The organism is Pseudomonas sp. FR229a (genome assembly GCF_030209115.1).
GTDB classification, from domain to species: Bacteria; Pseudomonadota; Gammaproteobacteria; order Pseudomonadales; family Pseudomonadaceae; genus Aquipseudomonas; species Aquipseudomonas moraviensis_A.
In genome coordinates this window covers 1-26,788 of sequence record NZ_JARVSP010000018.1, presented here as the reverse complement: position 1 = coordinate 26,788, position 26,788 = coordinate 1, and the positions used below count along the sequence as shown (strand labels likewise).

The window sequence follows — 26,788 nt, the reverse complement described above, 5'->3', positions numbered from 1 at the left end:
CAAACTCTTCTAGAAGCGGAAAGTGAGGTCGACGAGCAGACGCAGATCAGTTTCCCGATCACCGTCGTAAGGCCGGTTGATCACACTGAACATGCCGCCCACATCGAACACGTCGTTCCAGGCGTACCGTTGGCCGTAACCGAGCAACGCCATGCCGCCGGTGCCGTGGTCGCGCTGGCTGTAGGTGCCGGCGCCGGCCTGGAATTGCTGGCTCCAGGAAGTTTCGTAACGGTGGTAGAGCACGTGGTTGACGTTGACCAGTGGCATCACGCTGAAGTCCGACTTGGGGTTGAAGTACGGCACGTCATCGGATTTCGAGTTGTGGCTGGTGCCGACTTCCAGACCGGCATCGACCTGGATGTTCGGCGCGCTGTAGATACCTTCACGTCCGGTCACCAACGCTTCGACACGGTTGTTGCCGTCGCTGAAGTGCGACGGGCTGACCGAGACGCGCCACTCGCGGCTTTCGTTGGCGCGCCAGCGCAGGAATGCGCTGCCGCCATTGGCCTTGATATCGCTGTTGAGTGCGCGCAGCGGTGTTTCCGCCGAGAGGTATTCGAGGCTGCCGCCGTACTGCCAGTGATCGTTGATGTCGCGGGCGATCGCCAGGCGCGCGCCCTGTTTGTCACCAAAGCCGTAATCGTGATTCGACACTTCGGCTTCGAGGGTCATGTCACGGGTACGCCGTTCCAGGCCGACCCGTTGGAAGCGATGGTGGCCAGTCCCTTCGGCGAAATCACCGGTGGCATAACCGGCGCCGGCGAACACGCGCCAGTCTTCGTTGATCGGCGGGCTGTACAACGTGCTCTGGATGCCGAAATCACGGCTGCCGCTGACCGCACCGGCATCGCCACTGCCGCCACCATTGGCCTTGCCGCCGTAGGCTTCGACGCGCAGCTCGGCCATGTCATGCACTTCGCGCTCGCGGGCCAGTCGCTGCACCTGGCGGTTGTCCGGATAGCGCGCGACCACGTCGTCGACCAGCGCATCGTTCTGCCGCCACTCCTGCAACTCCATCGCGGTGCGCGCCTGAGCGACCTCCAGGCCGGCGTCGCGCGGTGCCGCGCTCTCGGCTTCCTTGAGCTGGCTTTCCGCGCGGCGCGGCAACTGGCGGGCGAGGTAGAGATCGGCCTGGGCCAGACGCAAGCCGAGATTGCCTGGCGCTTGCTCGATGAGAGTCTGCAAACGCTCTTCGCCGTGGGGCAGGTCGGAACTGTAAGTGCCGGCCTGCGCCGCGAGTTGCTGGGCGTCCATCCACTCATCGTTGGGATTGCCGATCGGCAGACCCTTGAGTTCGACGCGCGGACGCTGGGCTTTCGCCGCGTCTTCGGCGACCTTGCGCGCCTCGTCGGCGCGATCGCTTTCCAGCAGCGAGTAGTACAGCGCAGTGGTGTCTTCGAGACGATCACCGACATCGGCGTCAGGCGCTGAAAGCACCTGGCGATACAGATCGGTGGCGATCTCCGGCTCACGCTGATCGAGATAAGACGCCGCCACCCACCGCAGGGCGTAGGTCGGAATCTGCACGCCCTCGGCCTGCAGCTTTTGATATTCGCTGATGACGTCGGCGGTGCGCGCCCGGGCCTTGAGCGCCCCCATGCGGTCGATGCGCCAGCGCGTCACGTCGTCATGGGCAGTGGCGTCAGGCGTCCAGGTCGCGAGCAGTTTGTCGTAATCGGCCAGCGCGCGGTCAGCAATGACGTAGCGTTCCTGTTCGCTGCGGGTGGCGAGTTCGGCGAGGCGCACACGTTCGGCGGCGAGATCGCCTTCGAGACGGCGCAAGGTCACCGGATCAATCAGACCGGGACGCTGACTGGCCAGACGCAGCGCCGGTTCAGGCAGACGGGCCTTTTGCAGCGCGACCACGTACTCGCGGGCGACTTCCGGTTTGTTGCCGGCGCGGATAAAGGCCTGATCGAATTCAAAGAGAGCGTCGTACTGCTTGCCGGCGCGACCGAGGGCATAGCCCAAGGCCAGGCGGCGTGACGGATCATCGGGTTTGGCGGCGACCAGCGCCTGGGCACGGGTGACGGCCTGATCGGGCTTGCCGGAATCGGCCTGGGTCAGCGCCAGACCCAGTTGCAGGTCGGCGTTGTCCGGCTCCAGCGCCAGCGCCTGGTTATAGACCTGGGTGGCCTGGTCCCAGCGCTTGAGGTTGCGGTAGGCACGCGCAGCGGCGGTCAGCGCCTGAACCGGCAGGACGCGGTCGCGGCCCTGGGTTTCATAGACCTTGACCACTTCGGCATCGAGCCCGGCCCAACTGGCGATTTGCAGGTGATCACTGATCTGGCCGTCGCTGGCCTGGCCCGGCGGCACCTGACGCAACACCGTCAACGCGGGCGTGTAGTGCCCGGCGCGAGCATCGCGGACCATTTCATCATAGGGTGTGTCGGCCAACGCCAGCAGCGGCCAGAGCAACTGGCTGCAGAGGGCGAATCGGAACAAAGGGCGCAAACCACGATGTACTACAGGACCATCAATACGCGGCATTCGTCAGCATCCTTACATGGCCAGCCGGGTCGCAATGCCCTCCTTGCCCATTCGTAACGGTGGCCGAGAAGACAGCCTTCGGCCAAGCTTGGTGAGGCAGTCTGCACGCAAGCGAGAGCGAATTTTCACATCGCAATAATTGTTCAGAATCGGCCCTTCTGTACAAAACCCGTACAGCAAAACGCCCGGCGCCTGTTCACACAGGGGCCGGGCGTCCGGGTGGCGCGCGGTGGATTTATTGCACTTGGGTGACGCCGGCGAACTTGCTCATCAGGAAGCCGATGAACTGTTCGACGGTCATTTTCTGGCCGTTGAATTCGACCTGATTGGCCGCGTAATGCAGCTTTGTCACCACGTTGGTGCCGTCGACGACGGCCAATTGCGAGCCGACCGCCATGCCGGCGAACATGTCCGCCGCTTCCCTGGACTGATCGACGATGGCTTTGGCGTCAGTCTGGCCATCGAGTTGCGCCTGCACGCTGAGCAGATCGACCAGCATCGGCTTGGACACTTGAATGTTCAGGTCGAGCAGCGCAATCAGCTGCTTGCCCAGTTGATCCGGTGGCAGGTCCATCGATTGCGGTTTGGTCAGGTCGATCACCAGATTGGCGCGGCTTTCACCGTTGGCGGTGTTGAACGAAAGGTTCTCCAGCGCCAGTTGCGGGCCGGCGGCCAGCAGCTTCTGCAGGTCGGCTTTGACCTGGGCGTTTTCCGCTTCGGTCAGGTTCAGCTCCGGTGCCGGCAGGCCCTGTGCGGCGGCTTCGGCGGCGGCTTTTTCGTACGGCTGCAATTTGGTCTGGTAGATCTGCATCAGCGACATGGTCGAAGGAATGTCGAGGTTCTTCAGGCTCATGGCCATGGCTGCCGAACCGACTTTCTTGTCGTTGAGCGTCACTTCGCCGATTTTGTAATCGGCACGGCCCGAGGCGTTGCTGCCGCTTTCTTCGGTGCGGTTCTTCATTTCGAAGTTCTTCACCCCCAGCACCATCGGTTTGGCGCCGAAGGTGGTTTTGCTGCTGGTCACTTCCAGGGTGTTTTCCCCGGTGTAGTAACCGTAGGTGCTCTTGGCGAGGTTGCTGGCCAGGGTCAGGCCGTTGAGCTCGATCTGCACCGGCGCCTGGTCTTCAGACACGGTGACCAGTTTCAGATTGTCCATGTAGCCGTCGGCCTTGACCTTCTGCGCCTGGGCGCTGGCGGCGATGTCCATGCTCAGCCCGGAGAACTTCAGGCTCGATTGTTCATCCAGCGCGGTTTCGAACGGCACCAGGTTCAGAGTACTGGTGGTCGATTCGTCGTAGCCGATGTTGGTCACGCCCTTGAGCGGCGCGGCGCCATTGGTGGCGGCGAACCATTTCTCCGTGGACGGGCTCTTTTCCAGTTCATAGTTGCTGGTGGCCATGACCGGCAGCCACTTCAGCGAAACCAGACGGGAGAACGGCAATGGGCCGTGTTCGATATGGTCGACGAACAGCAACTCGACCGGCGCATCACCGAACATCTCGCCTTCGCCCTTGAGGCGATAGTGCGCGGTGCTGGTGAAGGTGTGGCGTTCCAGCGACACCAGCTCCAGCGACGCCGTGCCGTTGGAGCCGGCCATCGCGGTCTGCAGCTCTTTGTTGGCGTTGGTCACGGCGTTGTTCAGTACGCCTTCGATCTTGGTCCCGGTGTACCAGGCCCCGCCTGCGCTGACCGCGCCGATGGCAACAACGATTCCGAGGAGCACGCCTGCTGATTTATTCATGAATGACCTGATCGATTTCCGTGGCTGTGGATGAAGTCGTCTTCCTTGAACCCGGGATCGGGTCGCGGCTCGACTGTGCGCAATAAGCGGTGGAGATTAGCACCGGGCGCGGGGGACGGCCCACTGTTTAGAGGTTAAAGAGTGTCTGTGCGGGGGAATGGACCGCTGACGGGGTTGAAGAGTTTCAGTGTCTGGAAGGACGCTATCGCGAGCAGGCTCACTCCTACAGGGGGAACGCATTCCAAATGTAGGAGTGAGCCTGCTCGCGATAGCGCCGGAGGATTCACAACAAATCAGGAATATTGGACTTCAATTTCATCCAGCTGATGATCAAAGCTCTTCAGCCGCGCGGTCCAGGTGTACACCAGCACTTCGAAGTCTCGATCGATCACCGCCCCGCCTGGCGCCTCCATCCGTACATCGCAGAAATCCAGCTGATAGCGTTCGCGGGCCATGGCCGTGGCGACATCTGACAGCTCGCGAGCATTGTTCAGCCAGTGCCAGCCTTCATCGGCGATCTGCTTGTCGAGTTCCAGGCATTGCTTCTTCAGAGCTTCGAGGCTTTTTTCCAGCGGCGTGCCGGTGAGTTCGCCCATGACTTCTGCAAAGGTACGCCCGGGCTGCCAGTAACTGCCCCAGAAGTAGCGGTCGAACACGGTTTCGACCCGGCGCAGGGCGACTTTGGTGTCCCAGATCAGCACGAGCATCTTGCCGCGCTCGAGCTGGCGCTTCTTGACCCGCTGCAGCTGAATCGAGGTCCAGGCGACGACGACGATCGCCATCACCGCGATCAGCGCAACGGCGCTGTCGAGAAAAACCATTGCCGTGTCGATCTGGTGGGCCAGCATGATCCCGTAGAAATATGTGGCCGAGAGCAGCACCAGTGCGACCAGAGCGCACCAGAAGCCGAGAGCGTAAGGGTTTTTCATTATTGGTTTCCCCTGGGCCAGCACGAGCAATGTGCATTGCAGGAGCGCTTGGCATGGGGCGCCCCTCCAACACTTCAAAGCATAGCAACGGCCTCAGGGTTTGCTGGCGCCCGAGGTGTTCGTTCGTCCGCTTTCCCAGCCACCGCCCAGGGCGAGGAACAAATCGATCTGGCTCATCGCGACCTGGGTGTTCGCGGCGGCCAGTTGCGCGGTGACATCGGTGTAGGTGCGGGTCGCTTGCAGGTCGGCGAGGAACGACTCGCGGCCGGCCTGGAAGAAGCGGTGCGTCTGCTCGGCGGCGAGCTTCGCCGACTGCTCAGCTTCGGCCAGTGCATCGCGGCGTTGCAGCAACGCGCTGTACTGGGCCAGACCGGTCTGGGTCTCGCGGATGGCGTTGAGCACCACACCGTCGAAATGCGCCAGCGCGCCCTGGGTGTTGGCCTCGGCCTCACGAATGCGCGCACGGGCGCCGTTGGTCGGCACCTTCCAGCTCAGCGACGGGCCGAAACCCCAGCGGTTGGTCGAAGGGTCACCCAGATCGTCGATGAGACCGACGGTGCCAATCGTCGCGCCGATGCTGATGTCCGGGTACAGCTCACCGGTGGCGATACCGATGCCCGCCGTTGCCGCCGCGAGACGGCGTTCAGCCTGACGAATATCCGGGCGACGCTTGAGCAGCGCAGCACCGTCGCCCACCGGCAGCCGTTGAGCGATCTTCGGCAACTCGGCGCAACTGGCCGTGCCCGCCGGCAATTGCTCGACCGGTTTGGCCAGCAGCATCGACAAACGGAACAGCCCGGCCTGACGCGCCGCTTCATAACGCGGCAAGTCGGCGCGCAGGGATTTGAATTGTGTCTGCGAGCGGGTGACCTGGGTTTCATCGCCACGCCCGGCGTCACGCAGACGCTGGATCAGTGAAGTGCTCTGCGATTGCAGATCGAGAGAATGCTCGGCGATTTCCCGCTCTTCATTGGCGGCGCAGACCTGGGTGTAAGCGCGAACCACGTCCGCCACCAGCGTGATGCGAGCGGTATCGGCAGCGGCCTGGGTCGCATCGGCATTGGCTTTGGCCGCTTCGATGCCGCGCTGCAGAGTGCCCCACAAGTCGAACTGATACGAAGCGCTGATGCCGATGTCGCCGACGTTATCCACCGGCACTTTCTCCGGCAGCAGGAACGCCTGACCGGATTCCTGCAGACGCTGGGCGCCCATTTTCACGCCGCCACTCCAACCGCCAGCGGCCTCGGCCTCATCCACCTGAGCGCGCGCCCGCGACAGGTTCGCCGCCGCTACACGCAGATCGGTGTTGGACGCCATGGCCTGCTGCACCAGTTGATCGAGGCGCGGGTCTTTATACAGTCGCCACCAGTCGGCCGGCACCGGCGCCGAAACCACCGGTTTGCCAGCGATTGCCAGCTCGCCCTGAATATCCTTGCGCTGCGCTGCCGCGCCGGCAGGCACCTGATAATCCGGACCGACCATCTGGCAGGCCGAGAGCATCACGCCCAACCCGGCGATCAACCAGGCCTTGCTCATGGCTGCGGCTCCCGGGGTTGATCGTCGATGATCGACACAGTGGCGGTACGCCCGGCAATCATGCGGAAGTCGGCCGGTACGTCATCGAAGGCGATGCGCACCGGAATCCGCTGGGCCAGGCGCACCCAACTGAACGCCGGGTTGACGTTCGGCAGCAGGTTGCTGCCACTGGTGCGATCACGGTCTTCGATGCCGGCGACGATGCTTTCGACATGCCCGCGCAACCGTGCGCGGTCGCCGATCACGCGGATATCCACCGACTGCCCGACGTGAATGCCGTCGAGTTTGGTTTCTTCAAAATAGCCGTCGATGTGGAAGGAATTGCTGTCGACCACCGACAACACCGGGCGCCCGGCGGTGACGAACTCCTGCGGACGCGGCGCGCGGTCGTTGACGTAACCGTCGACCGGGCTGCGGATCACCGAGCGATCGAGGTTGAGCTGCGCACTGTCGACCGCCACCAACGCTTCGGCCAGCGCCGATTGCGCACGGGCCACCCGCGACTGGCTCTCTTCCAGTTGCTCGGCCGGCACCAGGTTGCCGAGGCCACGGTTACGCTTGGCTTCACGCTGCGCCTGGGCGAGGGTTTCCTGGCGATCAGCGACGGCGGCCTTGGCCTGGCGCAGGGCCAGTTTGAAGCGGTCCTGATCGATACTGAACAGCACCTGGCCACGCTTGATCAACTGGTTGTCCTTCACTTCGACCTGCTGGATCAACCCGGACACGTCCGGGGCGATCTGGATGATGTCGGCACGAATGTGGCCGTCGCGGGTCCACGGCGCGAACATGTAATACATCACCATGCGCCAGACGAGGACAACGGCAAAAGTCACGATCAGCAGGGTCAGGACCACGCGACCGATAGTCAGAAACGGTTTTTTCATGTCATCAGGTATCGACTGAGTGAGTCCACGCCGTACAGCAGCACGGCGTAGAGCGCCACGTTGAACAATGCCCGGTGCCAGACCAGACGGTAAAAGTGCAGGCGCTGCAGCACGCCATGCACCAACAGAAACAACACATAGGTAATGCCCATCAGCACCAGCAGGGTCGGCAGGAAAATGCCGCTGATATCCAGATCACCGATCATAGGGGCGCTCCATCGGGCAGCGGCTCTTCGGGCTCGGCGCTGGAGACGAATTCGACGCCGGGCAGCAAGGCCAGACGCAAACCACTCAAGGCGTGCAACAGGTGCAGACGGGTTTCATCGTCGCCCTCGCCGTTCAGCGCACGGCGGGTGCGATCAAGGGTCATCAGCAGACCGCTCGGCGCCGGCAGGCGTTCGTCGGCTTTGAGGCAGGCGCGGAAATACTCGCCAACCTCGGCCACCACTTGTCGCAACAAGACGTTTGGCACGCCAGTGACGCGCGGCGTGTAGGCAAGCAAATCGAGCATATTCAGACCGACGCGCACTTCGCGCATGGCAATGCCGGTGTCCTGACCGGTCAGGGCCAGGCGCGGCAGGTGCTGCATCAGCCGATCAAGCAACTGCACGCCCAGTTGCCGATGCTCGGCGAGGCTGGCCGGTTCGGTCATGCTGACGATGTCTTTCCAACTGAATCGAGTCAGGCGCTTGGCCGCCAGCTCGGCACCGAACGGCCGCGCCACCAGCGTCCAGATAAAAGCGAACAACAGCCCCAGCGGCCCGGCGAGGTTGGAGTTGGCGAAGGCAAAAAAGTCCGCGTCGTAGGCACCCTGAATGCTGATGAACGACGAGGTATTGACCAGCGTCAGCAGCATGCCGAGGTAGAAACGCGGCTGCACCGTCAGGGTGCCGATGCAAATGAACGGCACGGCAAACGCCAGCACCAGCATGGGGAAATCGTGCAGGTTGGGCAGAATCAGAAACAGGTAAAGGCTGGCGAACAGCACCGACATCCCGGTCCAGAAAAAGAATCGGTAAATCTGCGGGGCCGGGTCGTCCATCGAGGCGAAGAAGCTGCACGCAACCGCCGCCAGAATCACCGCACTGCCGCCATCCGGCCAGCCCAGCAGGATCCACAACACCGAAGCGACGATGATCGCCAGAATGGTCGAGGCCACCGAGTACAGCATCAGCCCGCGATCGATGAACGGCGTCAACCGGCCGAGGCGCCAGTGCCGGTAAACGGCGCGCCAGCCGTCCTGGCGCTCGCACAGGATCGCATCCTGCAGGCTGCGGCAGTCCTGCCACAGATCGACGAATTCACCGAGGCGGTAGATCGCATTGGAGAACAGCAACTGTTTGCGCTCCTCCAGCGCTTCGGCACTCGGTTGCAACGCGTCGAGCTGATCGCGCAGTGCTTGCCAGCGCGCGAGATCGGCATCCGCATGGCTCAGCCATTCACGGGTGGCTGCGAGCAACGGCTGGAATTTTTCCACCAGCTCAGGGGTGCGCCGTTCCAGGGCGTATAGCGAATCCTCAAGCGCATCGATCACCGGCAACAAATGGATCATGCGCCCGCGCAATTCCTTGGTGTTGCGCACGGTTTGTGGCCGCGCGCCTTCGTGGGGCAACTGGCCGATCATCAATTCAAGGCTGTTGAAATTGGCGACCATGGCCATGCGCAGCGCGGTGACTTCTTCCGGCTGCACATCGCGACTGAGAAACTTCAGGCTGTAGCTCGTCGCATCGGCGAACCACTTGCTTACCGCATCGTTGAACACCGGCGCCAGCCGGCGCGGCCAGAACATCGCACCGACCACCGCAGCAACGGCGATGCCAAGGAAAATCTCTTCGGTACGCGCCTCGGCCACATCCCACACCGCCAGCGGATTATCCACCACCGGCAGGGCAATCAACGGCAAGGTGTAGCCGGCCAGCATCAGTGCGTAGCTGTTGGCCGTGCGCAAATGCAGGGACATGAACAGCAGAATGCCGGTCCACAAGGCAATGACCACCACCAGCACGTAGGGGCTTTGCACGAACATCGGCACGAACAGCACTGCCGCCGCCGCGCCGAGAAAAGTGCCCGCTGCCCGGTATAGAGCCTTGGAACTGGTCGGGCCGAGAAACGGGCTGGAGACGATGTACACCGTGGCCATCGCCCAATACGGACGCGGCATTTGCATGAGCAAGGCGATGTACAGCGCAATCATCGACGCGGCAAAAGTACGCACCCCGTAAAACCAGTCACGGGCCGGCGGCATGCCAGTGAAAAAACCGTTCAAGAATTGACCACCACAGGCGAACTCGCCGCCTCAAAAGCCCTGAGTACCCGAAGCGTAGCTTCCAGATCGCTGCGCTCGATGCCTTCCAGCACCTCATGCCGCAAGCGCACCAGCTCGGCCTCCACCGCCTGCACCAGCTCGCGACCGGTGTCGGTCAGGCTCAGGCACTTGGCGCGACGATCCTGGGCATCTTCGGTGCGGCAGACGTAACCGGCATGGCACAGCTGATCGAGCAAGCGCACCAGCGATGGGCTCTCCATCCCCGCCGCTTGGGCGACTTGCACCTGGCGCACGCCCTCGCCCAAACGCCCGATCATCAACAAGGGCACGGCGCAGGCTTCGGAAATTCCGTAATTGACCAGCGTGGTCTGGCAGATCTTCCGCCAATGCCGGGCGGCCACCACCATGGCGCTGCTGATGTTCATCTGGAGACTGTCGAGGGAATCGGACACGGGATAACGGACACTGTTAGTTTGCTAACTATCAATATCGCATTGGAGGGGAATTTCAGTCAAGTTTTGAAACAAATCTCTCCACGCTTGGCCGAGGCGTCCACAAGTTGGATTCGCAATTTTTCGTAGAAAAAATCTAATGCGAGTGACAGAACGAAATTTTTTTTACAGTAAGGAGGTTTTTTTTACATCTGAGCCTTTTCGCGCAATTTTTTTCCATGCTGCGCCTCATGCCAGACGATACATCAAACTGATCCCACACTTTGATGGCCCAGCCCGGTCACTCAAGAATCTCATCGACAAACATCGGCCACTTGAATAAAGCGGGGGGCTCGTTCAACGGTTCTTGGCAGCATCGTAAACGCTGCTGCGTTCGCGCTTGCCAACCGCTAGCACGGAAACCACGACTCGTTCGTCGATGACTTGGTAAACCAATCGATATCCCGAGGCTTTGAGTTTGATTTTGTAGCAGTCGGGCATGCTGTGGAGGGCGTCAGCCGGGATTCTGGGAAGCTTCAGCCTCTCACCCAGCTTCTTTTTAAACTGCTCCCGCAACGTATGACCCAGCTTGTTCCACTCTTTGTGCGCAGACGGCAGAAACTCAAGCTTATAAGTCATCCAGGCTTACCGAAATGGGCGTTTCGTGGAGGCGCGAACGAACGATGTCAGCCAGCTCAAGATCATCAAGCCGCTCGATCATCGCTTCGTAAACCTCGGCCGGCACCATATAACCCATGACGCGATTGTGGTTGAGGACAGCGACGGCCCCCCCATGTGCACCGTTCAACACGGCAGTAGGATTTTTCTTTAGTTCAGAGACACTGACAGCCATATCGGCAAGAACACTTTGCATAATAAGGACCTCAAATTAGGACGTGATTTTGGTCTATTTATGCTTTCTTCCGCAATATCAAATTCAACTGATCCACCACCTCCGCCCAATCCGCATCATCCAGAATCTCCTCGCGCAGAAACTGCGCCTGACTTTCCGTCCAGAAAAACGCGTCGGCCAGATGCAAATCCGGCTTGAGCGGGGAATGGCTGGCGATGAACTGATCGATGCTGATCGCGTCGTGAGGGAGGCCGAGTTGTTTGAACAGGGCCGGTAGGCTGTGCTGCGGATTTTCCATGATGCAACTCCTCTGGAACTCAGGTCCGGCGTCACGCCGTTTGCTGCAGTGGAGTTGATCATAGCTGTCGCTGTGGGTTCACGGTCTGGCGACGTCCGGCGAGCCTGCGGCCAGCTGCGCTGCCGGATAGACCGACTGCCATCCGCCGCCCAGCGCCTTGTACAAGCCGACCATCGCCAGGGAAACGCCGGTTGAGCTTTCCACCCATTGTTCCTGCGTGGCGAGCAAAGCGCTCTGCACGGTGAGGACGTTGACGAAATCGACCACACCCTCGACGTACTGCTGCTGCGCGGTGCGCAGGGCGATCTGGTTCTGGCGCACGGCTTCGGCGAGGCTGTCGCGACGGCGCTGGCTGGCGTTGTACGCGGTCAGTTGATCGTCAATTTCATGCCAGGCGCGCAGAACGGTCTGCTGGTAGGCGATGGCCGCTTCCTGTTGTTGGGCTTCGCGCAGCTGCAGCATGCCGCGCAGACGTCCGCCGTCGAACAGCGGCAAGCTGAATTGCGGGCCGATACCAAAGGCGCGCGAGCCCCATGAACCGAAATCGCTGAGTTGCAGGGCCTGCGATCCGAGGTTGCCGGACAGGGTGATGCGCGGATAGAAATCGCCCTGGGCCACGCCAATGTTGGCGGTGGCGGCGTGCAGACGCGCTTCGGCCTGGCGGATATCCGGGCGGCGTTCGGCCAATTCAGACGGCAGGCCGATGGCGACTTGCAGAGGCGACTGCGGCACTGCCGCGTCTGTGGATAACGTTTGAGCGAGGGCTTGCGGCGGTTCGCCCATCAACAGACTGATCGCGTTGATCAGTTGCGCCTGACGCTGCTCGAGCGCTGGCAGTCGTGCTTCGATGGCGGCGACTTGCGCGGCGGCCTCGGCGACGTCGAGATCGGTCGCCACGCCATCGGCCAAACGCAGCTGCGAAAGTTTCAGGCTGTGCCGGGCGACGTCGAGGTTCTGCTCGGTGACGGCACGGGTGTTCTGCACCCCGCGCAGCTGAATGTAGTTTTGCGCGGTGTCGGCCAGTACGGTCAGCAGCACACCGCGACGATCGTTTTCCGCCACTTCGAGGTTGGCATCCGCGGCCTCGGTTTCACGACGTACGCGGCCCCAGAAATCCAGCTCCCATGAAGCCGAGAAACCGGCGTCCCACAGGTTGAAGGCCGAATCACCGTTATTCCCCGATGGATCGTTCAGACCCTTGCCGCTGTTGCGTTTGCGTGCGTAGCTGCCGGTGGCGGCGCTGTTCGGATAACGCTCGGCGGTGATCACCTGGCGCGCGGCGCGACTTTGTTGCAGGCGGCTGCTGGCCAGTTTGAGGTCGAGGTTGCTGTTGAGCGCGCGGTGAGTGAGCGCGGAGAGCTGCGGGTCCTGGAAGGTTTCCCACCAGCGTTCGTTCAGCGGTTCGTTGACGGCCTGGCTTGGGGCGGACTGGGCGGGTTTGGCCCAGTCGGCGGGTTGAGTGGCTGCGGGTTTCTGGAAGTCCGGGCCGACGGTACAAGCGCCGAGGCTGACTGCAAGCAAGGTACTCAGGGTGAGTTGCTGGAACTGGCGTTTTCGCGAGCAGGCTCGCTCCCACAGGGGGAACGCATTACAAAATGTGGGAGCGAGCCTGCTCGCGAAGGCGGCAGCCGATTCAACACCGATCATCGCTGCGTCACCTCACGCTTGGATGCTTTTGAGCTGGCGGTTTCAATACTCGCCTCGACCGACATCCCCACCCGCAAGCGCTCGGCCAATGGCTGGCCCGGCTCCAGCATGATCTTCACCGGAATCCGCTGCACCACTTTGGTGAAATTGCCCGTCGCGTTATCCGGTTTCACCGCCGCGAAGGTCACACCGGTCGCCGGGGCGATGCTCTCAACGCGACCGCTCAGCGCTTCGCCGCCCAGGCTGTCGACCCGTACCTGCACATCCTGCCCCGGCTGCACGTCGGTCAATTGGGTTTCCTGAAAATTGGCAACCACATACGCCTGCTGCAACGGCACCACCGCCAGCAGTTTGCTGCCCGGCGTGACGTAGGCGCCGACACGCACTGCACGCTCGCCGATCATGCCGTCCTGCGGCGCGGTGATGCGCGTATAGGACAGGTTGAAACTGGCGATCTCCAGCGCCGCCTGCGCATGTTTCAGAGTGCCTTCGGCGGCGTTGCGCTGGGCAGTGAGGATTTCGACCTGCTTGCGTTCGGCCGCCAGCTTCGCCGTCGCGGTGTCGAGGCGTGCCGAGGCCTGATCGATGCGCGTGCGTGCCTGTTGCGCGTTCTGCACGGTGCCGGCGCCGACCCCGGCGAGGTGGTTGTAGCGGTTCAGTTCCTGCTGCGCGAAAGCCATTTGCGCTTTGGCCGAGACCACTGCAGCCTGCGCCTGAGCAATCAGCGAAGCCTGCCGTTCCAGGGTCGCGTTGGCGTTCTGCAACTGCGCCCGCGCGACCAGGGTTTGCGCATCCGCCGCTTCCGCTGCGGCGCGCAAATCGCGGTCATCGATCAACGCCAGCAACTGCCCGGCCTTGACCTGTTGGTTGTCTTCGACCAGCACCTGTTTGATGAAGCCGGCCACGCGCGGCACCACCAGCGTGTAGTCGGCGGAGACGAACGCGTCGTTGGTGGTTTGCTCGGTGCGGTTTCCGAACAGTCCTGGCATCGCCAGGTACACCAGCACGCCCACCGCCAATGCGGCAGCCACGGCTACCGCGAGTTTTTGCTTGGATTGAGTCATAAAAAAACCTTCAGTTTCAGTGCAGCGATCAGGTCGGCGCGCGCGGTGGATAAATCCGCGTCGGCAGCCAGAAAATCAGCAGGATCAACGCCACGGCGACGCCAGCCATGCACACGTAGAGGTCGGACGAAGTCAGCACCACCGCCTGCTCGTGCAGGCGGTGAGCGAGGCCCGGATCGCTGTGATCGGCCAGCGGCGAATTGCCGAGGCTGTCGACCAACATGGTCGAATGGAAATGCAGGCGCGAGGTGGTCAGCGCTTCGATCACGCCGGTAGCAACCACTGCTGCCAGCCCCTTGACGGTGTTGAACCACGCTGACGCGAAAGGCCCTTCCATCGGCGAGATACTGCCGGTCGACAACATCAGCAGCGGCAACACCGCCATCGGCTGGCCGAAAATCTGCAGCCATTGCAGGACGTAGAAATCGTCGCGGATCCACTGCGACGTCAGGTGCGAACCGCCCAGGCAGGACAGCGCGAGCATGCCAAGACCAATGCCAAGCACCCAGCGGCAATCGACCCAGCGTAAATTGCACAGCGCCGCCACCAGCGGCAGCGCGATCAACTGCGGCAACGCGGCGATGAGCATGATCGGCGCGGTTTGCGCCGGACGATAACCCTGCACCTGCGCCAGATAACTCGACGGAATCAGCACCACCGCCAACAGCACGATCAGCACGCCAGCGAGGGTGATCAACGCGAACATCAGGTTGCGGATGCCGAGCATCTGCAGCTTGAAAAACGGAATCGGCTGCGACCATTCATTGATCAGAAAAGCCACCAGCAGCAGCGAACCGGCACCGAGCAAGGCGCAGATCAAATTTGATTCGAACCAGGCCAGCCGATTGCCCTGCAACAGGCCGATTACCAGCATGCAGATCGCTGGAAAGCCCAGCAGCAAGCCTTTCCAGTTGAATGACTTGAGCCGCTCCAGCCGCAGCGGATCCTGCGGCAAGCCGTAGGCCACGGCAGCCATGGCGATCAGGCACGGCACGATGATCTGCCAGAAGGTCCATTGCCAGCCGACGTGTTCGGTCCACAGGCCGGCCAGCGGCGTGCCGAGTCCCGGACCGAACGTCGCGGTCAAGGCGTAGCCGGCCAGCCCGTAGAGTTTGATGTTGGCGGGGAGAAAGCGCAGCGCGACGGTCATCAGCATCGGCGGCAGCGCGCCGCCGGCCAGGCCCTGAAGGATGCGCATCAACAACAGACTTTCGTAATTCGGGGCGAACGGGCACAGCACGCCAAGCAGGGTAAACAGGCCGATGGCGCAGAGGGTGAAACGGCGCAGCGAGAAGGTCACCGAGCACCACGGCGCAAAGGCCATGGCCGCGACCGACGTGGCGGTGTAACTGGCGACCAGCCAGGTGCCTTCGTCGTAACCGATGTGCAGCGCGCCGCGAATATCGGCGAGTGCGACTTTGGTGACCATCTCGTTGAGGCCCGAGACCAGCACGGCCAACAGCACGCCGACCAGACCAATGATGATCCGCGCCCCGAACACCGGTGGCGCAGCCGCCGTCGCCGGGCTGGCCGCGGCAAGGGGCGCCGTGACCGTCAGGGATGTCATGAATGAAAACTCCGGGGGTGAAAATACCGGAGCATTTTAGTGGGGCTTGATGCTGACGAAAATTGACTTATTGGCAGGTTATAAGTGCATCAAACACAACGATTATCCCCTGTAGGAGTGAGCCTGCTCGCGATGGCGGCGCACCAGTCGCCATGTTTGGAGACTGACACAACGCTATCGCGAGCAGGCTCACTCCTACAGGGGATTTGTGCGCAATTCGGGATTATGGCTGTGCGGCCAGCCACGTTTCATCGCAGCAGGTCTTGAGGGTTTCGCGCAGCCAGCGGTGGGCCGGGTCCTTGTCGAAGCGCGGGTGCCAGGCCTGGGTCAGCATCAGCATGGGCAGCGGAATCGGCAGGTCGAACGAGCGCAGTTTCAGCCCCAGCCGCCGTACGCTGAGCAGGGCCTCTTTGGGCACCGGCAGGATCAGGTCGGAGTCAGGCAAGGCAAACATCGCCGCATGAAAACTCGGCGCGATGACCGCCACCCGGCGCTCCAGCCCCAGCGCGTTCAGCGCCGTATCGATCGGGCCGCGAGCAATGCCCCGGCGCGACATGCTGATGTGGGAAAACCCGGCGTAGCGTTCGGCAGTGATTTCGCCATCGAGCAACGGATGGTTCTCGCGCACCAGGCCGACGAAATGGGTGGAGAACAGGTTCTGCACTTTCACTTCCGGCGTGAGCGGACGGGTATTGCTGACGCTCAGATCGATGCGCCCTTCGCGCAGCGCCTCATCGTCGCCGTCACCTTCCGGGACGAAGCGCAATTCGCAATGCGGGGCGAGCTGGTCGAGGGTGTCGAACAGCTTGCCGCCGTAGACGCCGACGAAGAAATCATTGGCACGGATGCTGAAACGCCGGCGCAAGGTGCCCAGCTCGACGCTGTCGGCGGAGCGGAACAGCAGCGCCGCCTGCTCGACCACGTCGCGTACCTGTTCGCGCAGCTCAAGAGCTTTGGGTGTCGGCACCAGACCGCGCCCGGCGCGGACCAGAATCGGATCGCCGATGGCTTCGCGGATCCGCGTCAGCGTGCGGCTCATGGCCGCCGGGCTGAGGTTCATCCGCCGCGCCGCGCCGACCACACTGCCCTCGTCGAGCAAGGCATCGAGGGCGACCAGAAGGTTCATATCCGGGAGTTGCATGCTGAGCACTCTTGGCTGATCTGGATTGATCTGTGCGCAATGCTAGCAAACATACTCAAGAGTGGCGGAGCCTTTGAAAAAGCTATCGCGAGCAGGCTCACTCCTACAGGGGAACGCATTTCAAATGTAGGAGTGAGCCTGCTCGCGATTGGGCCAGCCGGCATACCATTGTTAACGTTGCATACCCCACCGCTTGACGGTCACACGCTCGAGGGTATCGAACACCAGGTTTTCCACCAGCAAGCCAATCAGGATCACCACCGCCAACCCGGCAAACACCTTGTCGGTGTACAGCTCATTGCGATTCTGAAAGATGTACCAGCCCAGCCCGCCCTTGCCACTGGTGGCGCCAAACACCAGTTCGGCGGCAATCAACGTGCGCCAGGCGAACGCCCAGCCAATTTTCAGACCCGCGAGAATCGACGGCAGCGCCGCCGGGATCAGGATGAACAAGACCAGGCGCAAGCCCTTCAAACCATAATTGCGCCCGGCCATGCGCAGCGTCTCGGAGACGCCGAGAAATCCGGCATAAGTGTTCAGCGCCAGCGCCCACAACACCGAATGCACCAGCACGAAGATCAGGCTGTTCTGCCCCAACCCGAACCACAACAACGCCAGCGGCAGCAGGGCAATCGCCGGCAACGGGTTGAACATCGAGGTCATCGTACTGAGCAAATCACGCCCCAACTGGGTCGAGACCGCCAATGTCGTCAGGGCGAACGCGAGAACGATGCCGATCAGGTAGCCCTTGATCAGCACCACCAAAGATATCCACACCTTGGCCAGCAGCTCGCCACTGAGCACACCGTCAAACAAGGCCTGTGCGGTTTGCAAAAAGCTCGGCAGCATCAGGTCGTTGTTCTGAATCCGCGCGACCACTTCCCAGATAATCGCCAGCACGATCAGGATCAGGCTTTTGCGCAGCCAGCCCTGTTGCCACAGGCGCGTGCCGAGCGGCAATTCGCGCTCGACCGGCACTGCGGTCAGCGGCTCGAGCACGGTTTCGAATTCTTCACGCATGGATGATGAATGGCTCATCGGGTAGTCCTCCTGGCCGCTCAATAGGCGATGCGAATGTCGTTGAAGTCATGCTCACGTTCGGTCTCCGGCGCCTGGCCTTCATCGAACAGCAGACGATGAATGCGCCGCGCCGATTCCTGAAACGCCACGCCACCGAGGCTGTGCAGATTGTATTGATGGCTGTGCACTTCGGCGCGCACCCGCCCCGGATGCGGCGACAGCAACAGGATGCGATTGCCCACCACCAACGCCTCTTCGATCGAGTGGGTGACGAACAACAGGGTGAAGCGCACCTCTTCCCAGAGCAGCAGCAATTCCTCCTGCATCTTGCGGCGGGTCAGCGCATCGAGTGCAGCGAAGGGTTCATCCATCAAGAGGATTTTCGGCTGCATGGCCAACGCCCGGGCGATCGCCACCCGCGCTTTCATGCCGCCGGACAAGGTGTGCGGATAGGCGTCGGCGAACGCCGCCAGGCCGACCTTTTCCAGATAGTGCAGCGCGCGTTCTTCCGCGTCCTTCTTGTTCGAGGTGCGCGAGGCCAGCAACGGGAACATCACGTTCTGCTTCACGGTTTTCCACGGCGGCAACTGGTCGAATTCCTGGAACACCACAATGCGATCCGGCCCCGGTGCATCGACGCGCTGACCTTGCAGGCGGATCTCGCCTTCGCAGGGCTGGATGAACCCGGCGACCGCTTTGAGCAGGGTGGATTTGCCACAGCCCGACGGGCCGAGCAGGACAAAACGATCCGCCGGATCGACGGCGAAACTGACCTGGTGAGTGGCGCGCACCACGCGTTGCGGCGTGCGGTATTCGAGGCTGACGTGATCGACGGCCAACAACGCTTCGCTGTGGGCGATCGGGTTGCTGGCCGCGTGGCCTGGCAAAGGGGCGTTCATGGTCGATCTCCGGCAAATCAGAAAGGCGCGTCGCCCTGGATGGTCGTGCGATACAGCTTGCGGCGCAGATGCGCAGGGCATCCGGCGGCGAGGTGGATCAGCGAACGGTTGTCCCAGAACACCAGATCGTGGGGTTCCCACTGATGGCGGTAGATGTTTTGCGGCAGCACGCTGTGGGCGAAGAGTTCGGCGAGCAGCTGGCGACTTTCGTCTTCCGGCAAACCGACGATGCGCGTGGTGAAGCCTTCGCTGACGAACAGCGCCTTGCGACCGTTTTCCGGATGAGTGCGCACTACCGGGTGCACCACTTCAGCGACTTGGGCCAGTTGTTCCGGGGTCAGGGTCGGGCGCCAGTTGCCTTCGAATTTGGTTTCGCTGTAGCGCGCGGTGTAGGAATGCGCGGCGGAACGCCCTTCGACCGCGTTGCGCAACGCAGCGGGCAGGTTGTCCCAGGCTTTGTGCATGTCGGCAAACAGCGTGTCGCCGCCCTCGGAGGGCAGCTCTTGGGCGTGCAGCATCGAGCCGAGACTTGGCAGCTCTTTATAGGAAAGATCGGAATGCCAGAACTTGCCGGCGTCACCGAGACCGATGTTCTGGCCGTTCTCGATGATGTTGGAAACGATGAGAATTTCCGGGTGATTGGCCAGCAGGAACTGCTTGAGCACGTGGATCTGCAACACGCCGAAGCGACGGCTGAAATCGATTTGCTGTTGCGGGGTGATCTGCTGATCGCGAAAGACCACGACGTGGTGATCCAGGTGCGCGCGGTGAATGCGCGCGAAGTCCTGATCATTGACCGCTCGGCTGAGGTCGAGGCCAACGATCTCGGCGCCGACGGCACCGCTGAATGGACGAATTTCGAAAACTTGTGGCGCGGCAGTTGCGGCGCTTTCGGTGGCAGTAGCGGCGGACATCAATCATCTCCCACGCACGGCGCGCTCACGGACGCGCACGTCGATCAGACACTCACGCTGGATTGCGTGTCGGTTCAGGTCGTGCGGCGCGCCGATTGGTCGGCAGGTACGCAGGTGGGAGACTTTATAGCTATAAGAATTGGAAATTAAATACCGTTAATGAATAACGATATGACGAAGGGTAAGGGCGTGGAGTGACGATTTTTGTCACTTCCCGACAGAGATGCGGCGCTTGGGCTAACGCTATCGCGAGCAGGCTCACTCCTACAGGGATCGCATTCCATCTGAAGAAATGCAATCAACTGTAGGAGTGAGCCTGCTCGCGATGAGGCCAGCGAGGCCACTGGAGATCAACGCTCGTGCAACGCCTCGGCTCGCGCCCGAATGATCGGCTTCAGCAAATAGCTCAACACCGATTTCTTGCCCGTGATGATATCCACCGAAGCAACCATCCCCGGAATGATCAACAGCGGCTTGTCGTCCGTGCCCAGATGACTGCGCTCGGTGCGCACCTTGATCACGTAATAGGTGGTTTTCTTGTCTTCGTCGGTGATGGTGTCGGCGCCAATCTGCTCGAGTTGTGCCTTCAGCCCGCCGTAAATGGTGTAGTCATAGGCGGTGAATTTGACGATCGCTTCCTGCCCCGGATGCAGGAACGCGATGTCCTGCGGACGGATCTTGGCTTCGACCAGCAGGGTGTCATCCAGCGGCACGATTTCGACCATGTCGCTGCCCGGCTGGATCACGCCGCCGATGGTGTTGACCAGCAACTTGTTGACGATACCGCGCACCGGCGAGGTGACCAGCGTACGGCTGACGCGGTCCTCCAGCGCCTTGCCGGTGGCCTGGGCCTTGTTCAGATCGGTGCGCGCTTCGTTGAGCTGAGTCAGCGCTTCGCTGCGGAATTTGCCGCGGGTTTCGTCGATCTTGCGCTGCACTTCCTTGATCGCCGATTCCGCGCGCGGGATGGCCAGCGTGGTCGCGTCGAGCTGGCCACGGGTCTCCACTTCGGCACGCTTGAGGCGCAGCACTTCTACCGGCGAAACCGCGCCCTGCGCCACCAGCGGCTCGGACATATTGATTTCCTGACGCTGCAAGCCGAGCTGCTGACGGTACTGCGCTTGCTTGGAGCTGAACTCCCGCAGCTCTTGCTGACGCTGGATCAGCTGCTCCTGCAGGCCGCCGATTTCATCGTGCAGTTGCTGACGCCGGCTGATGTACAGCGACTCTTCGCTTTTCGCCTGGCCCGGCACCGCTTTGAGCACGTCTTCGGGGAAATTCAGCGGACGATCATCGACTTCCGCGCTCAGACGCTCGACCCGCAGCAGCATCGACAGGCGATCGGCCTCGGTTTCGCCGACGTTAGAGGCAAACCGCGTGTCGTCGAGACGAATCAGCGGCGCGCCGGCCTCGACGATCTGGCCTTCCTTGACGAACAGTTCGGAGACGATCCCCCCCTCCAGGTTCTGGATTTTCTGGATTTTCGACGAGGGAATTGCCTTGCCGTCGCCCTTGGTCACTTCATCGATCACCGCGAAGTTGGCCCAGAGCATCAGGAATACAAAGAAACCGATAATCGCCCAGATGGTCAGGCGCACGACGCGCGGGGCGTCTTCGATCAGCGCTTTGTTGACCTCAGGCAGCGGCTGGCCCTGCAGCGAGGCAGAGCCCTTGAAGTAGCGACGGATCGACTCCTTGACACCGGACTTAAGCAACACTGATCTGCCCCTTCTTCAACGCTTCCATCACGGCGGCTTTCGGGCCGTCGGCGAGAATCTGCCCGCGATCGATCACCAGCAGGCGATCGACCAGCGACAACAGCGATGCCCGGTGCGTGACCAGCACCACGGTCTTGTTTTCGACCACCGCCGCGAGGCGTTGCTTGAGGCGTTCTTCGCCGGTGTTGTCCATCGCACTGGTCGGCTCATCCATGAGCAGAATCGGCGGATTGAGCAACAGCGCACGGGCCAGGGCGACGTTCTGCCGCTGGCCGCCAGAGAGGTTCTGTCCGCGTTCGCCGACTTGCAGCTCATAGCCCTGCGGGTGCAGACGGGCGAATTCGTGGACGCCGGCCAGTTCGGCCGCCTGCAGGACAAGCTCGTCTTCGACGTAACGCGCGCCGGACACCAGGTTGTCGCGCAGGGTGCCGGACAGCAGTTGAATGTCCTGTGGCACGTAACCGATGTTGTAGCGTAGTTCGCTGACGTCGATCTGGCGGATGTCCACCCCGTCGACCAGCAACGCACCGTCGTCCGGTTGGTACAGACCGACCAGCAATTTGGCCAGCGAACTTTTGCCCGAGCCGCTGCGGCCGATGATGCCGATCTTCTCGCCGGGACGGATCACCAGGTTAATGTTCTTCAGCGCCGGGTTCTGTTGATCCGGGTAGGTGAAGCTGAGCTGACGGCATTCGATCGCACCCTGCAGAACCTTGCGGCTCAGCGGACGCTCTTCGAAATTGCGCTCCTGCGGCAGCTCCATCATCTGGTCGACGGAGGTCATGGTCACCCGCGCCTGCTGATAGCGCGTGAGCAGACCGGACAGCGACGCCAGTGGGCTCAGCGCGCGGCCACTGAGCATGTAGCAGGCAATCAGCCCGCCCATGCTCAGGTTACCGGCGATGATCTGGTAAACGCCGAATACGATCATGATCACCCCGGCCAGTTGCTGGATCAGCAAGGTGATGTTCATCGCCAGACCGGAGAGCATTTTCACTCGCAGCTCAAGACGGCTGAGGGTGCCGATGGTCTGCTCCCACTGATACTGGCGCTCGCTTTCGGCGTTGTTGACTTTGACCGCGTCGAGGCCGGCGAGGGTTTCGATCAGGCTCGACTGGCGCTCGGCGCCCAGCGCCATGGTGCGCTCCATGGTCGCGATCAGCGGCTTCTGCAAGGCGTAGCCGATCAGCAGGGCAATCGGGAATGCCAGCACCGGAATCCACACCAGATGCCCGCCGAGAATGGCGATGACGATGAAAATCAGGATGGTGAACGGCAGATCGATCAGGCTGGTCAGGGTCAGCGAGGCGAGGAAGTCGCGCAGGCTCTGAAACTCGTGGATGTTCTGGGCAAAACTGCCGACCCGCGCCGGGCGGTATTTCATCGCCATGCCGACGATCCGTTCGAACAGCGTGGCGGAGATGATCAGGTCGGTTTTCTTCCCGGCCAGATCCAGGCACAGACTGCGCAGGCTCTTGAGGATCAGATCGAAGATGTAAGCGCCGGTGATACCCAGCGCCAGCACCCAGAGGGTGGCTTCGGCCTGGTTCGGCACCACGCGGTCGTAGACGTTCATCACGAACAGCGGCGCGGCCATGGCGATGATGTTGATCAGGAAACTCGCGGCGATCGCATCGGCGTAGAGCCAGCGCGAACGCTTGAGGGTGTCGCGAAACCACGAGCGTGCCCGCGGGATCAGCGTGCCGTGGTTGACGTCGAATTTGTGCTGCGGCTGGGCGAAGAACACTTTGCCGGTGTAATCGTCGGTCAGCAGTTCGCGGCTGACCACCGATTCACCGCCATCGCTTTCGCTGAGCAGCACCCGCGCATCGTTTTCGCCCTGCCAGCCGAGCAGGACGGCACTGCGGCCATCCTTGAGCAGCAACAGCGCGGGCATGGCGATCGCCGGAATCTCTTCGAGCTTGCGCTGCAGCACCCGCCCCTGCAGGCCGGCGCGAGCCGCTGCGCGGGGCAGCAACTCGACACTCAAACGTTGTTTGGGCAGCGGCAGGCCGGTGGTCAGCATCGCTGCGCTGGCAGGCTTCTGGTGCAGCATGCACAGGGCGAGCAGACCATCCAGCAACGGATCGTCATGCAACGCGCGTGGATCATGGCTGAGTTGAACTCGACTGACTTCTGATTCCACGCTCGACACTCTTTAGCAGTTGAAAGGGATAACTCAGTTCATCCCAGGCAGCTGGACCTTGGGCTTCACGTCGTTCTGCACAACGGATGCCAACGGCGCGACCACTCCCTGGCTTTTGAGCAATTGGCCCATGGTCGCCTTGATTCGGTACTGAGTAAATAACTGAATGTTCTTGATTTCTGCCAGACGCCGCGAGGCGGTGAACAACTCGTTTTCGCTGTCGAGCAAGTCCAGCAGGGTGCGCTCGCCGAGGCTGAATTGACGCTGGTAGGCGGTACGCACCGAAGTGCTGTGGTCGACGTACTGCTGGGCGATCGGCACCTGGGCGTTGGCGTTGTTCAGCGCATTCCAGGCCAGGCCAAGCTCTTCGTTCAACTGGCGCAGGGCGTTATTGCGGATGTCCAGCGCCTGGTTGGCCAGGTACGACTTGGATTCCAGATCAGCTTTGTTGCTGCCGCCGGAATACAGGTTGAAGCGCATGCGCAGCATGGCCTGCCATTCGTTGTTGTGGCCGTTCTGGCCGTCGAGATCGTTATCCGCGGTGCGCCCCAGTTCGGCGTCGAAGCGCGGGTAGAAGGTCGATTTCGCGGTGGCGAACTGCTTTTCGGCAGCGGCGATGTCCGACTCGGCGGAGCGCAGGATCGGGCTGTTTTCCAGCATCTGCGCGCGGGCTTCGTTGAGGTTGGCCGGCATCATCGCCATGAACGGCGCCGGCCGCTCGAGCTGGTCTGGCATCTGGCCGACGGCGCTGAGGAAGTTGGTTTCCGCATCGGCCAGGTTGGTCTGTTCGGTGATCAGGTTGTTGCGGGCCTGGGCCATGCGTGCTTCGGCCTGATCCAGATCGGCACCGCTGCCGACGCCGCGCTGGGTGCGCAACTGGATCTGGTCGTAGATGCGCTGGTGGCTCTTGAGGTTCTCCTCGGCCAGACGGACGAATTCGCGGCGAGTCAGCACGTCCAGATAGACTTGGGCGACGGTGAGTGCGGTGCGCTCGGAAGTGCCGAGCAGGGAATAAGCACGGGAGCTGACGTTGGCTTGTTGACGCGCGACTTCGTTGGAGGTCGCGAAACCGTCAAAAACCATTTGCGAGAGACGTAAACTTGACTCGCTGCGGTTCAACGTCTCCCAGTGATTGCCGCCACCGTTCGCTCGGGTCGTCACGCTGTCAGTGCCTTCCCGGCCATAACCGCCCAGCAGATCGACCTTGGGCAGGTATCCCCCTTTCGCCGCCTTTAATTGATAATCCGCCGCCAATCGACTGTTGACCCCCGCCTGAATCTCCGGATGGACATCCAGCGCCTGTTGCATGGCTTCTGGTAAGGATTGTGCTTGTACAAAAGAGGCGGCGAGAGCGAAGGGAGCAGCAAGGAGCAAAAGCGAACGCATGGTTGGAATTTTCCCGGAACTTCTTGTCTTGAATCACAGCAAAAACGTGGCGCTGCGTCGGATGATGGCAACCCGAATGACCGTATGTCGGAAAGTTCAAAAGAGGAACTGGATGACACGCTGAAGGACAGGTCGCCGCGGAAATATCAATGTGACATTAGTGGGGCGATTGTTTAGGATGGCTCCCAGAAGGTCAATAGTTTGGCATAAAGTTAATCGCGATAATTTATAGCCAGATAATTGACGGAAATACAGCGTCAATAAGTTATCCATTTATAGAAAGTACGTCCAGACTGAAGTGGCGCCGACGCCCGTCAGGTCCATGGAAGTCAACTGAATGTGACACCCGGAGAGTCTTCAATGAGCAGTGTTGTTGCCGTCGTCAAAAGCATTGTCGGTCAGGTTTTCGTGGTGTCCCCAGAGGGCGTGCGTCGCGTACTCGTTGAAGGCGATCGCCTGTATGTCGGCGATCAGATCGATACCGGTCTGTCCGGCGCAGTGTCGCTGGAACTGGCCGATGGCCGCACGCTCGATCTGGGCCGCGACACCCAGTGGAGCGCCAGCGCGCCTGACTCCAGCACTGACCTGGCCGAAGCCACCGCGCAGGCGGCACCTTCTGTTGAAGAACTGCAGCAAGCCATCGCCGCCGGTGTCGACCCGACCACTGCGCTTGAATCCACCGCGGCCGGCCCGACCGCCGCGGGCACCGGTGGTGCTGCCGGTGGCGGCCACAGCTTCGTCATGCTCGACGCCACTGCTGGCCGCGTCGATCCGACCATTGGCTTCCCAACGGCGGGCATCAACGCTGCCGGGCAAGTCGCGCAGGACACCACGGGCGGCCTGACCACCGACACCACCACCAATGCGCTGCGCGATTCGACCCTGAGCCTCAGCGCCACGCCGACCATCACCGAAGCCGGCGGCGTGCTGGTGTACACCGCGACCCTGACCCAGGCACCGCTGACCGACCTGACCATCACCTTGTCCAATGGTGCGGTGATCGTCATTCCGGCCGGCGCCACCACCGGCACTGTCAACGTGCCGATGGCACCGAACGACACGGTCTATAACGACCCGACCCAGATCGACGTGACCGTCACCGGCACCAGCGGCGGCAACGGCATCACCGTAACCCCGCCGACCGTCCCGGCGACCACGCAAGTCACCGACACCGTCGACACCACTACCGTGACCTTGACGACTGGCTCGAGCGTCACCGAAGGTGGGCAGATCACTTACACCGCGACATTGACCAACCCGGCGCAGACGCCGGTTACCGTCACCCTGTCGAACGGTTCGACTATCACCATCGGCGCTGGCCAGACTACCGGCACCGTCAACGTGCCGACCCCGCCTAACGACGTCTATAACAACGGCAGTACCGTTACGACGACGATCACCGGGGCTACCGGTGGCAACTTCGAAAACCTGGTGCCGAACCCGACGCCAGCCGTGACCACCATCACCGACTCGGTAAACAACACTGGCCTGACCCTGACCGCGACCAACAACATCGTTGAAGGCAGCCAGATCACTTACACCGCGACCCTGACCAACCCGGCGCAAACCCCGGTGACCGTCACCCTGTCGAACGGCTCGACCATCACCATTGCTGCTGGCGAAACCGTCGGCACCGTCAACGTGCCGACAGCGGCCAATGACGTGTACAACAATGGCAGCACCGTCAGCACCACGATCACTGGTGCAACCGGCGGCAACTTCGAGAATCTGTTGCCAAGCAACACGCCAGCAGTCACTACGATCACCGACTCAGTCGACAACACCGGCCTGACCCTGACCGCCACCAACAACATCGTCGAAGGCGGCCAGATCACTTACACCGCGACCCTGACCAACC

General features: G+C 61.8%; 22 protein-coding genes. 1 reads left to right on the top strand and 21 read right to left on the bottom strand.

What is annotated here, in order from left to right; all coding sequences use genetic code 11:
* Nucleotides 1-9 precede the first annotated feature (9 nt).
* From pgaA to QRN33_RS14325, 21 genes are all read right to left on the bottom strand, one after another.
* A complete protein-coding gene (pgaA, locus tag QRN33_RS14425) occupies nt 10-2,490 on the bottom strand; it encodes a poly-beta-1,6 N-acetyl-D-glucosamine export porin PgaA (protein WP_285409117.1) in 2,481 nt (826 codons plus the stop codon).
* Nucleotides 2,491-2,725: 235 nt separating this feature from the next.
* Nucleotides 2,726-4,231 (bottom strand): YdgA family protein, encoded by a 1,506-nt coding sequence (locus QRN33_RS14420; protein WP_123419713.1) that lies wholly within the window; start codon nt 4,229-4,231, stop codon nt 2,726-2,728.
* Nucleotides 4,232-4,524: 293 nt separating this feature from the next.
* Nucleotides 4,525-5,160, bottom strand: coding sequence for a hypothetical protein (locus QRN33_RS14415; RefSeq protein ID WP_042610156.1), 636 nt, complete (start codon nt 5,158-5,160; stop codon nt 4,525-4,527).
* Between the two features lie 93 nt (nt 5,161-5,253).
* The gene (locus tag QRN33_RS14410) at nt 5,254-6,696 is read right to left on the bottom strand and encodes an efflux transporter outer membrane subunit (RefSeq protein WP_123419712.1); all 1,443 of its coding nucleotides are present in this window, start codon (nt 6,694-6,696) and stop codon (nt 5,254-5,256) included.
* Entirely contained in the window at nt 6,693-7,580 is an 888-nt protein-coding gene (locus QRN33_RS14405) for an efflux RND transporter periplasmic adaptor subunit (RefSeq protein ID WP_064361651.1), read from the bottom strand. Before QRN33_RS14405 ends, QRN33_RS14410 begins: the two co-directional genes overlap by 4 nt.
* Nucleotides 7,577-7,786 carry a DUF1656 domain-containing protein gene (locus tag QRN33_RS14400; RefSeq protein ID WP_016772264.1) on the bottom strand — a complete coding sequence of 70 codons (210 nt, stop codon included), beginning with the start codon at nt 7,784-7,786 and terminating at the stop codon, nt 7,577-7,579. Before QRN33_RS14400 ends, QRN33_RS14405 begins: the two co-directional genes overlap by 4 nt.
* On the bottom strand, nt 7,783-9,846 hold the full coding sequence (locus QRN33_RS14395) for an FUSC family protein (protein WP_285409113.1): 2,064 nt from the start codon (nt 9,844-9,846) through the stop codon (nt 7,783-7,785). The genes QRN33_RS14400 and QRN33_RS14395 overlap by 4 nt, the downstream gene beginning before the upstream one ends.
* On the bottom strand, nt 9,843-10,271 hold the full coding sequence (locus QRN33_RS14390) for a MarR family winged helix-turn-helix transcriptional regulator (protein ID WP_016772266.1): 429 nt from the start codon (nt 10,269-10,271) through the stop codon (nt 9,843-9,845). Before QRN33_RS14390 ends, QRN33_RS14395 begins: the two co-directional genes overlap by 4 nt.
* A gap of 363 nt (nt 10,272-10,634) precedes the next feature.
* Nucleotides 10,635-10,916: a type II toxin-antitoxin system RelE family toxin gene (locus QRN33_RS14385; RefSeq protein ID WP_042610152.1), complete on the bottom strand. Its 282-nt coding sequence runs from the start codon at nt 10,914-10,916 to the stop codon at nt 10,635-10,637.
* The gene (locus QRN33_RS14380) at nt 10,906-11,151 is read right to left on the bottom strand and encodes a type II toxin-antitoxin system Phd/YefM family antitoxin (protein WP_285409110.1); all 246 of its coding nucleotides are present in this window, start codon (nt 11,149-11,151) and stop codon (nt 10,906-10,908) included. Before QRN33_RS14380 ends, QRN33_RS14385 begins: the two co-directional genes overlap by 11 nt.
* A 37-nt stretch (nt 11,152-11,188) precedes the next feature.
* Nucleotides 11,189-11,428 carry a DUF2789 domain-containing protein gene (locus QRN33_RS14375; RefSeq protein ID WP_064361654.1) on the bottom strand — a complete coding sequence of 80 codons (240 nt, stop codon included), beginning with the start codon at nt 11,426-11,428 and terminating at the stop codon, nt 11,189-11,191.
* Between the two features lie 78 nt (nt 11,429-11,506).
* Complete coding sequence (locus QRN33_RS14370) at nt 11,507-13,075, bottom strand: efflux transporter outer membrane subunit (RefSeq protein ID WP_285409107.1); 1,569 nt, start codon at nt 13,073-13,075, stop codon at nt 11,507-11,509.
* Nucleotides 13,072-14,139, bottom strand: coding sequence for an HlyD family secretion protein (locus tag QRN33_RS14365; protein ID WP_065615319.1), 1,068 nt, complete (start codon nt 14,137-14,139; stop codon nt 13,072-13,074). Before QRN33_RS14365 ends, QRN33_RS14370 begins: the two co-directional genes overlap by 4 nt.
* 28 nt (nt 14,140-14,167) lie before the next feature.
* A complete protein-coding gene (locus tag QRN33_RS14360; protein ID WP_285409105.1) occupies nt 14,168-15,706 on the bottom strand; it encodes an MFS transporter in 1,539 nt (512 codons plus the stop codon).
* Nucleotides 15,707-15,929: 223 nt separating this feature from the next.
* Complete coding sequence (locus QRN33_RS14355; protein ID WP_016772273.1) at nt 15,930-16,847, bottom strand: LysR family transcriptional regulator; 918 nt, start codon at nt 16,845-16,847, stop codon at nt 15,930-15,932.
* Nucleotides 16,848-17,018: 171 nt separating this feature from the next.
* On the bottom strand, nt 17,019-17,885 hold the full coding sequence (locus QRN33_RS14350; protein WP_042610148.1) for an ABC transporter permease: 867 nt from the start codon (nt 17,883-17,885) through the stop codon (nt 17,019-17,021).
* Between the two features lie 20 nt (nt 17,886-17,905).
* Nucleotides 17,906-18,766, bottom strand: a complete 861-nt coding sequence (locus tag QRN33_RS14345; protein WP_285409100.1) for an ABC transporter ATP-binding protein — start codon at nt 18,764-18,766, stop codon at nt 17,906-17,908.
* A gap of 17 nt (nt 18,767-18,783) precedes the next feature.
* On the bottom strand, nt 18,784-19,680 hold the full coding sequence (locus QRN33_RS14340) for a TauD/TfdA dioxygenase family protein (RefSeq protein ID WP_042610146.1): 897 nt from the start codon (nt 19,678-19,680) through the stop codon (nt 18,784-18,786).
* A gap of 350 nt (nt 19,681-20,030) precedes the next feature.
* The gene (locus QRN33_RS14335) at nt 20,031-21,398 is read right to left on the bottom strand and encodes an HlyD family type I secretion periplasmic adaptor subunit (RefSeq protein ID WP_042610145.1); all 1,368 of its coding nucleotides are present in this window, start codon (nt 21,396-21,398) and stop codon (nt 20,031-20,033) included.
* Nucleotides 21,388-23,544, bottom strand: a complete 2,157-nt coding sequence (locus tag QRN33_RS14330) for a type I secretion system permease/ATPase (RefSeq protein ID WP_042610144.1) — start codon at nt 23,542-23,544, stop codon at nt 21,388-21,390. The genes QRN33_RS14335 and QRN33_RS14330 overlap by 11 nt, the downstream gene beginning before the upstream one ends.
* 33 nt (nt 23,545-23,577) lie before the next feature.
* Nucleotides 23,578-24,930 (bottom strand): TolC family outer membrane protein, encoded by a 1,353-nt coding sequence (locus QRN33_RS14325; RefSeq protein WP_039756280.1) that lies wholly within the window; start codon nt 24,928-24,930, stop codon nt 23,578-23,580.
* A 360-nt stretch (nt 24,931-25,290) separates the two neighbouring features.
* Here QRN33_RS14325 and QRN33_RS14320 point away from each other — a divergent pair.
* Nucleotides 25,291-26,788, top strand: a 1,498-nt coding sequence (locus QRN33_RS14320) for a retention module-containing protein (RefSeq protein WP_285409095.1), incomplete at its 3' end; no start/stop codon positions are given.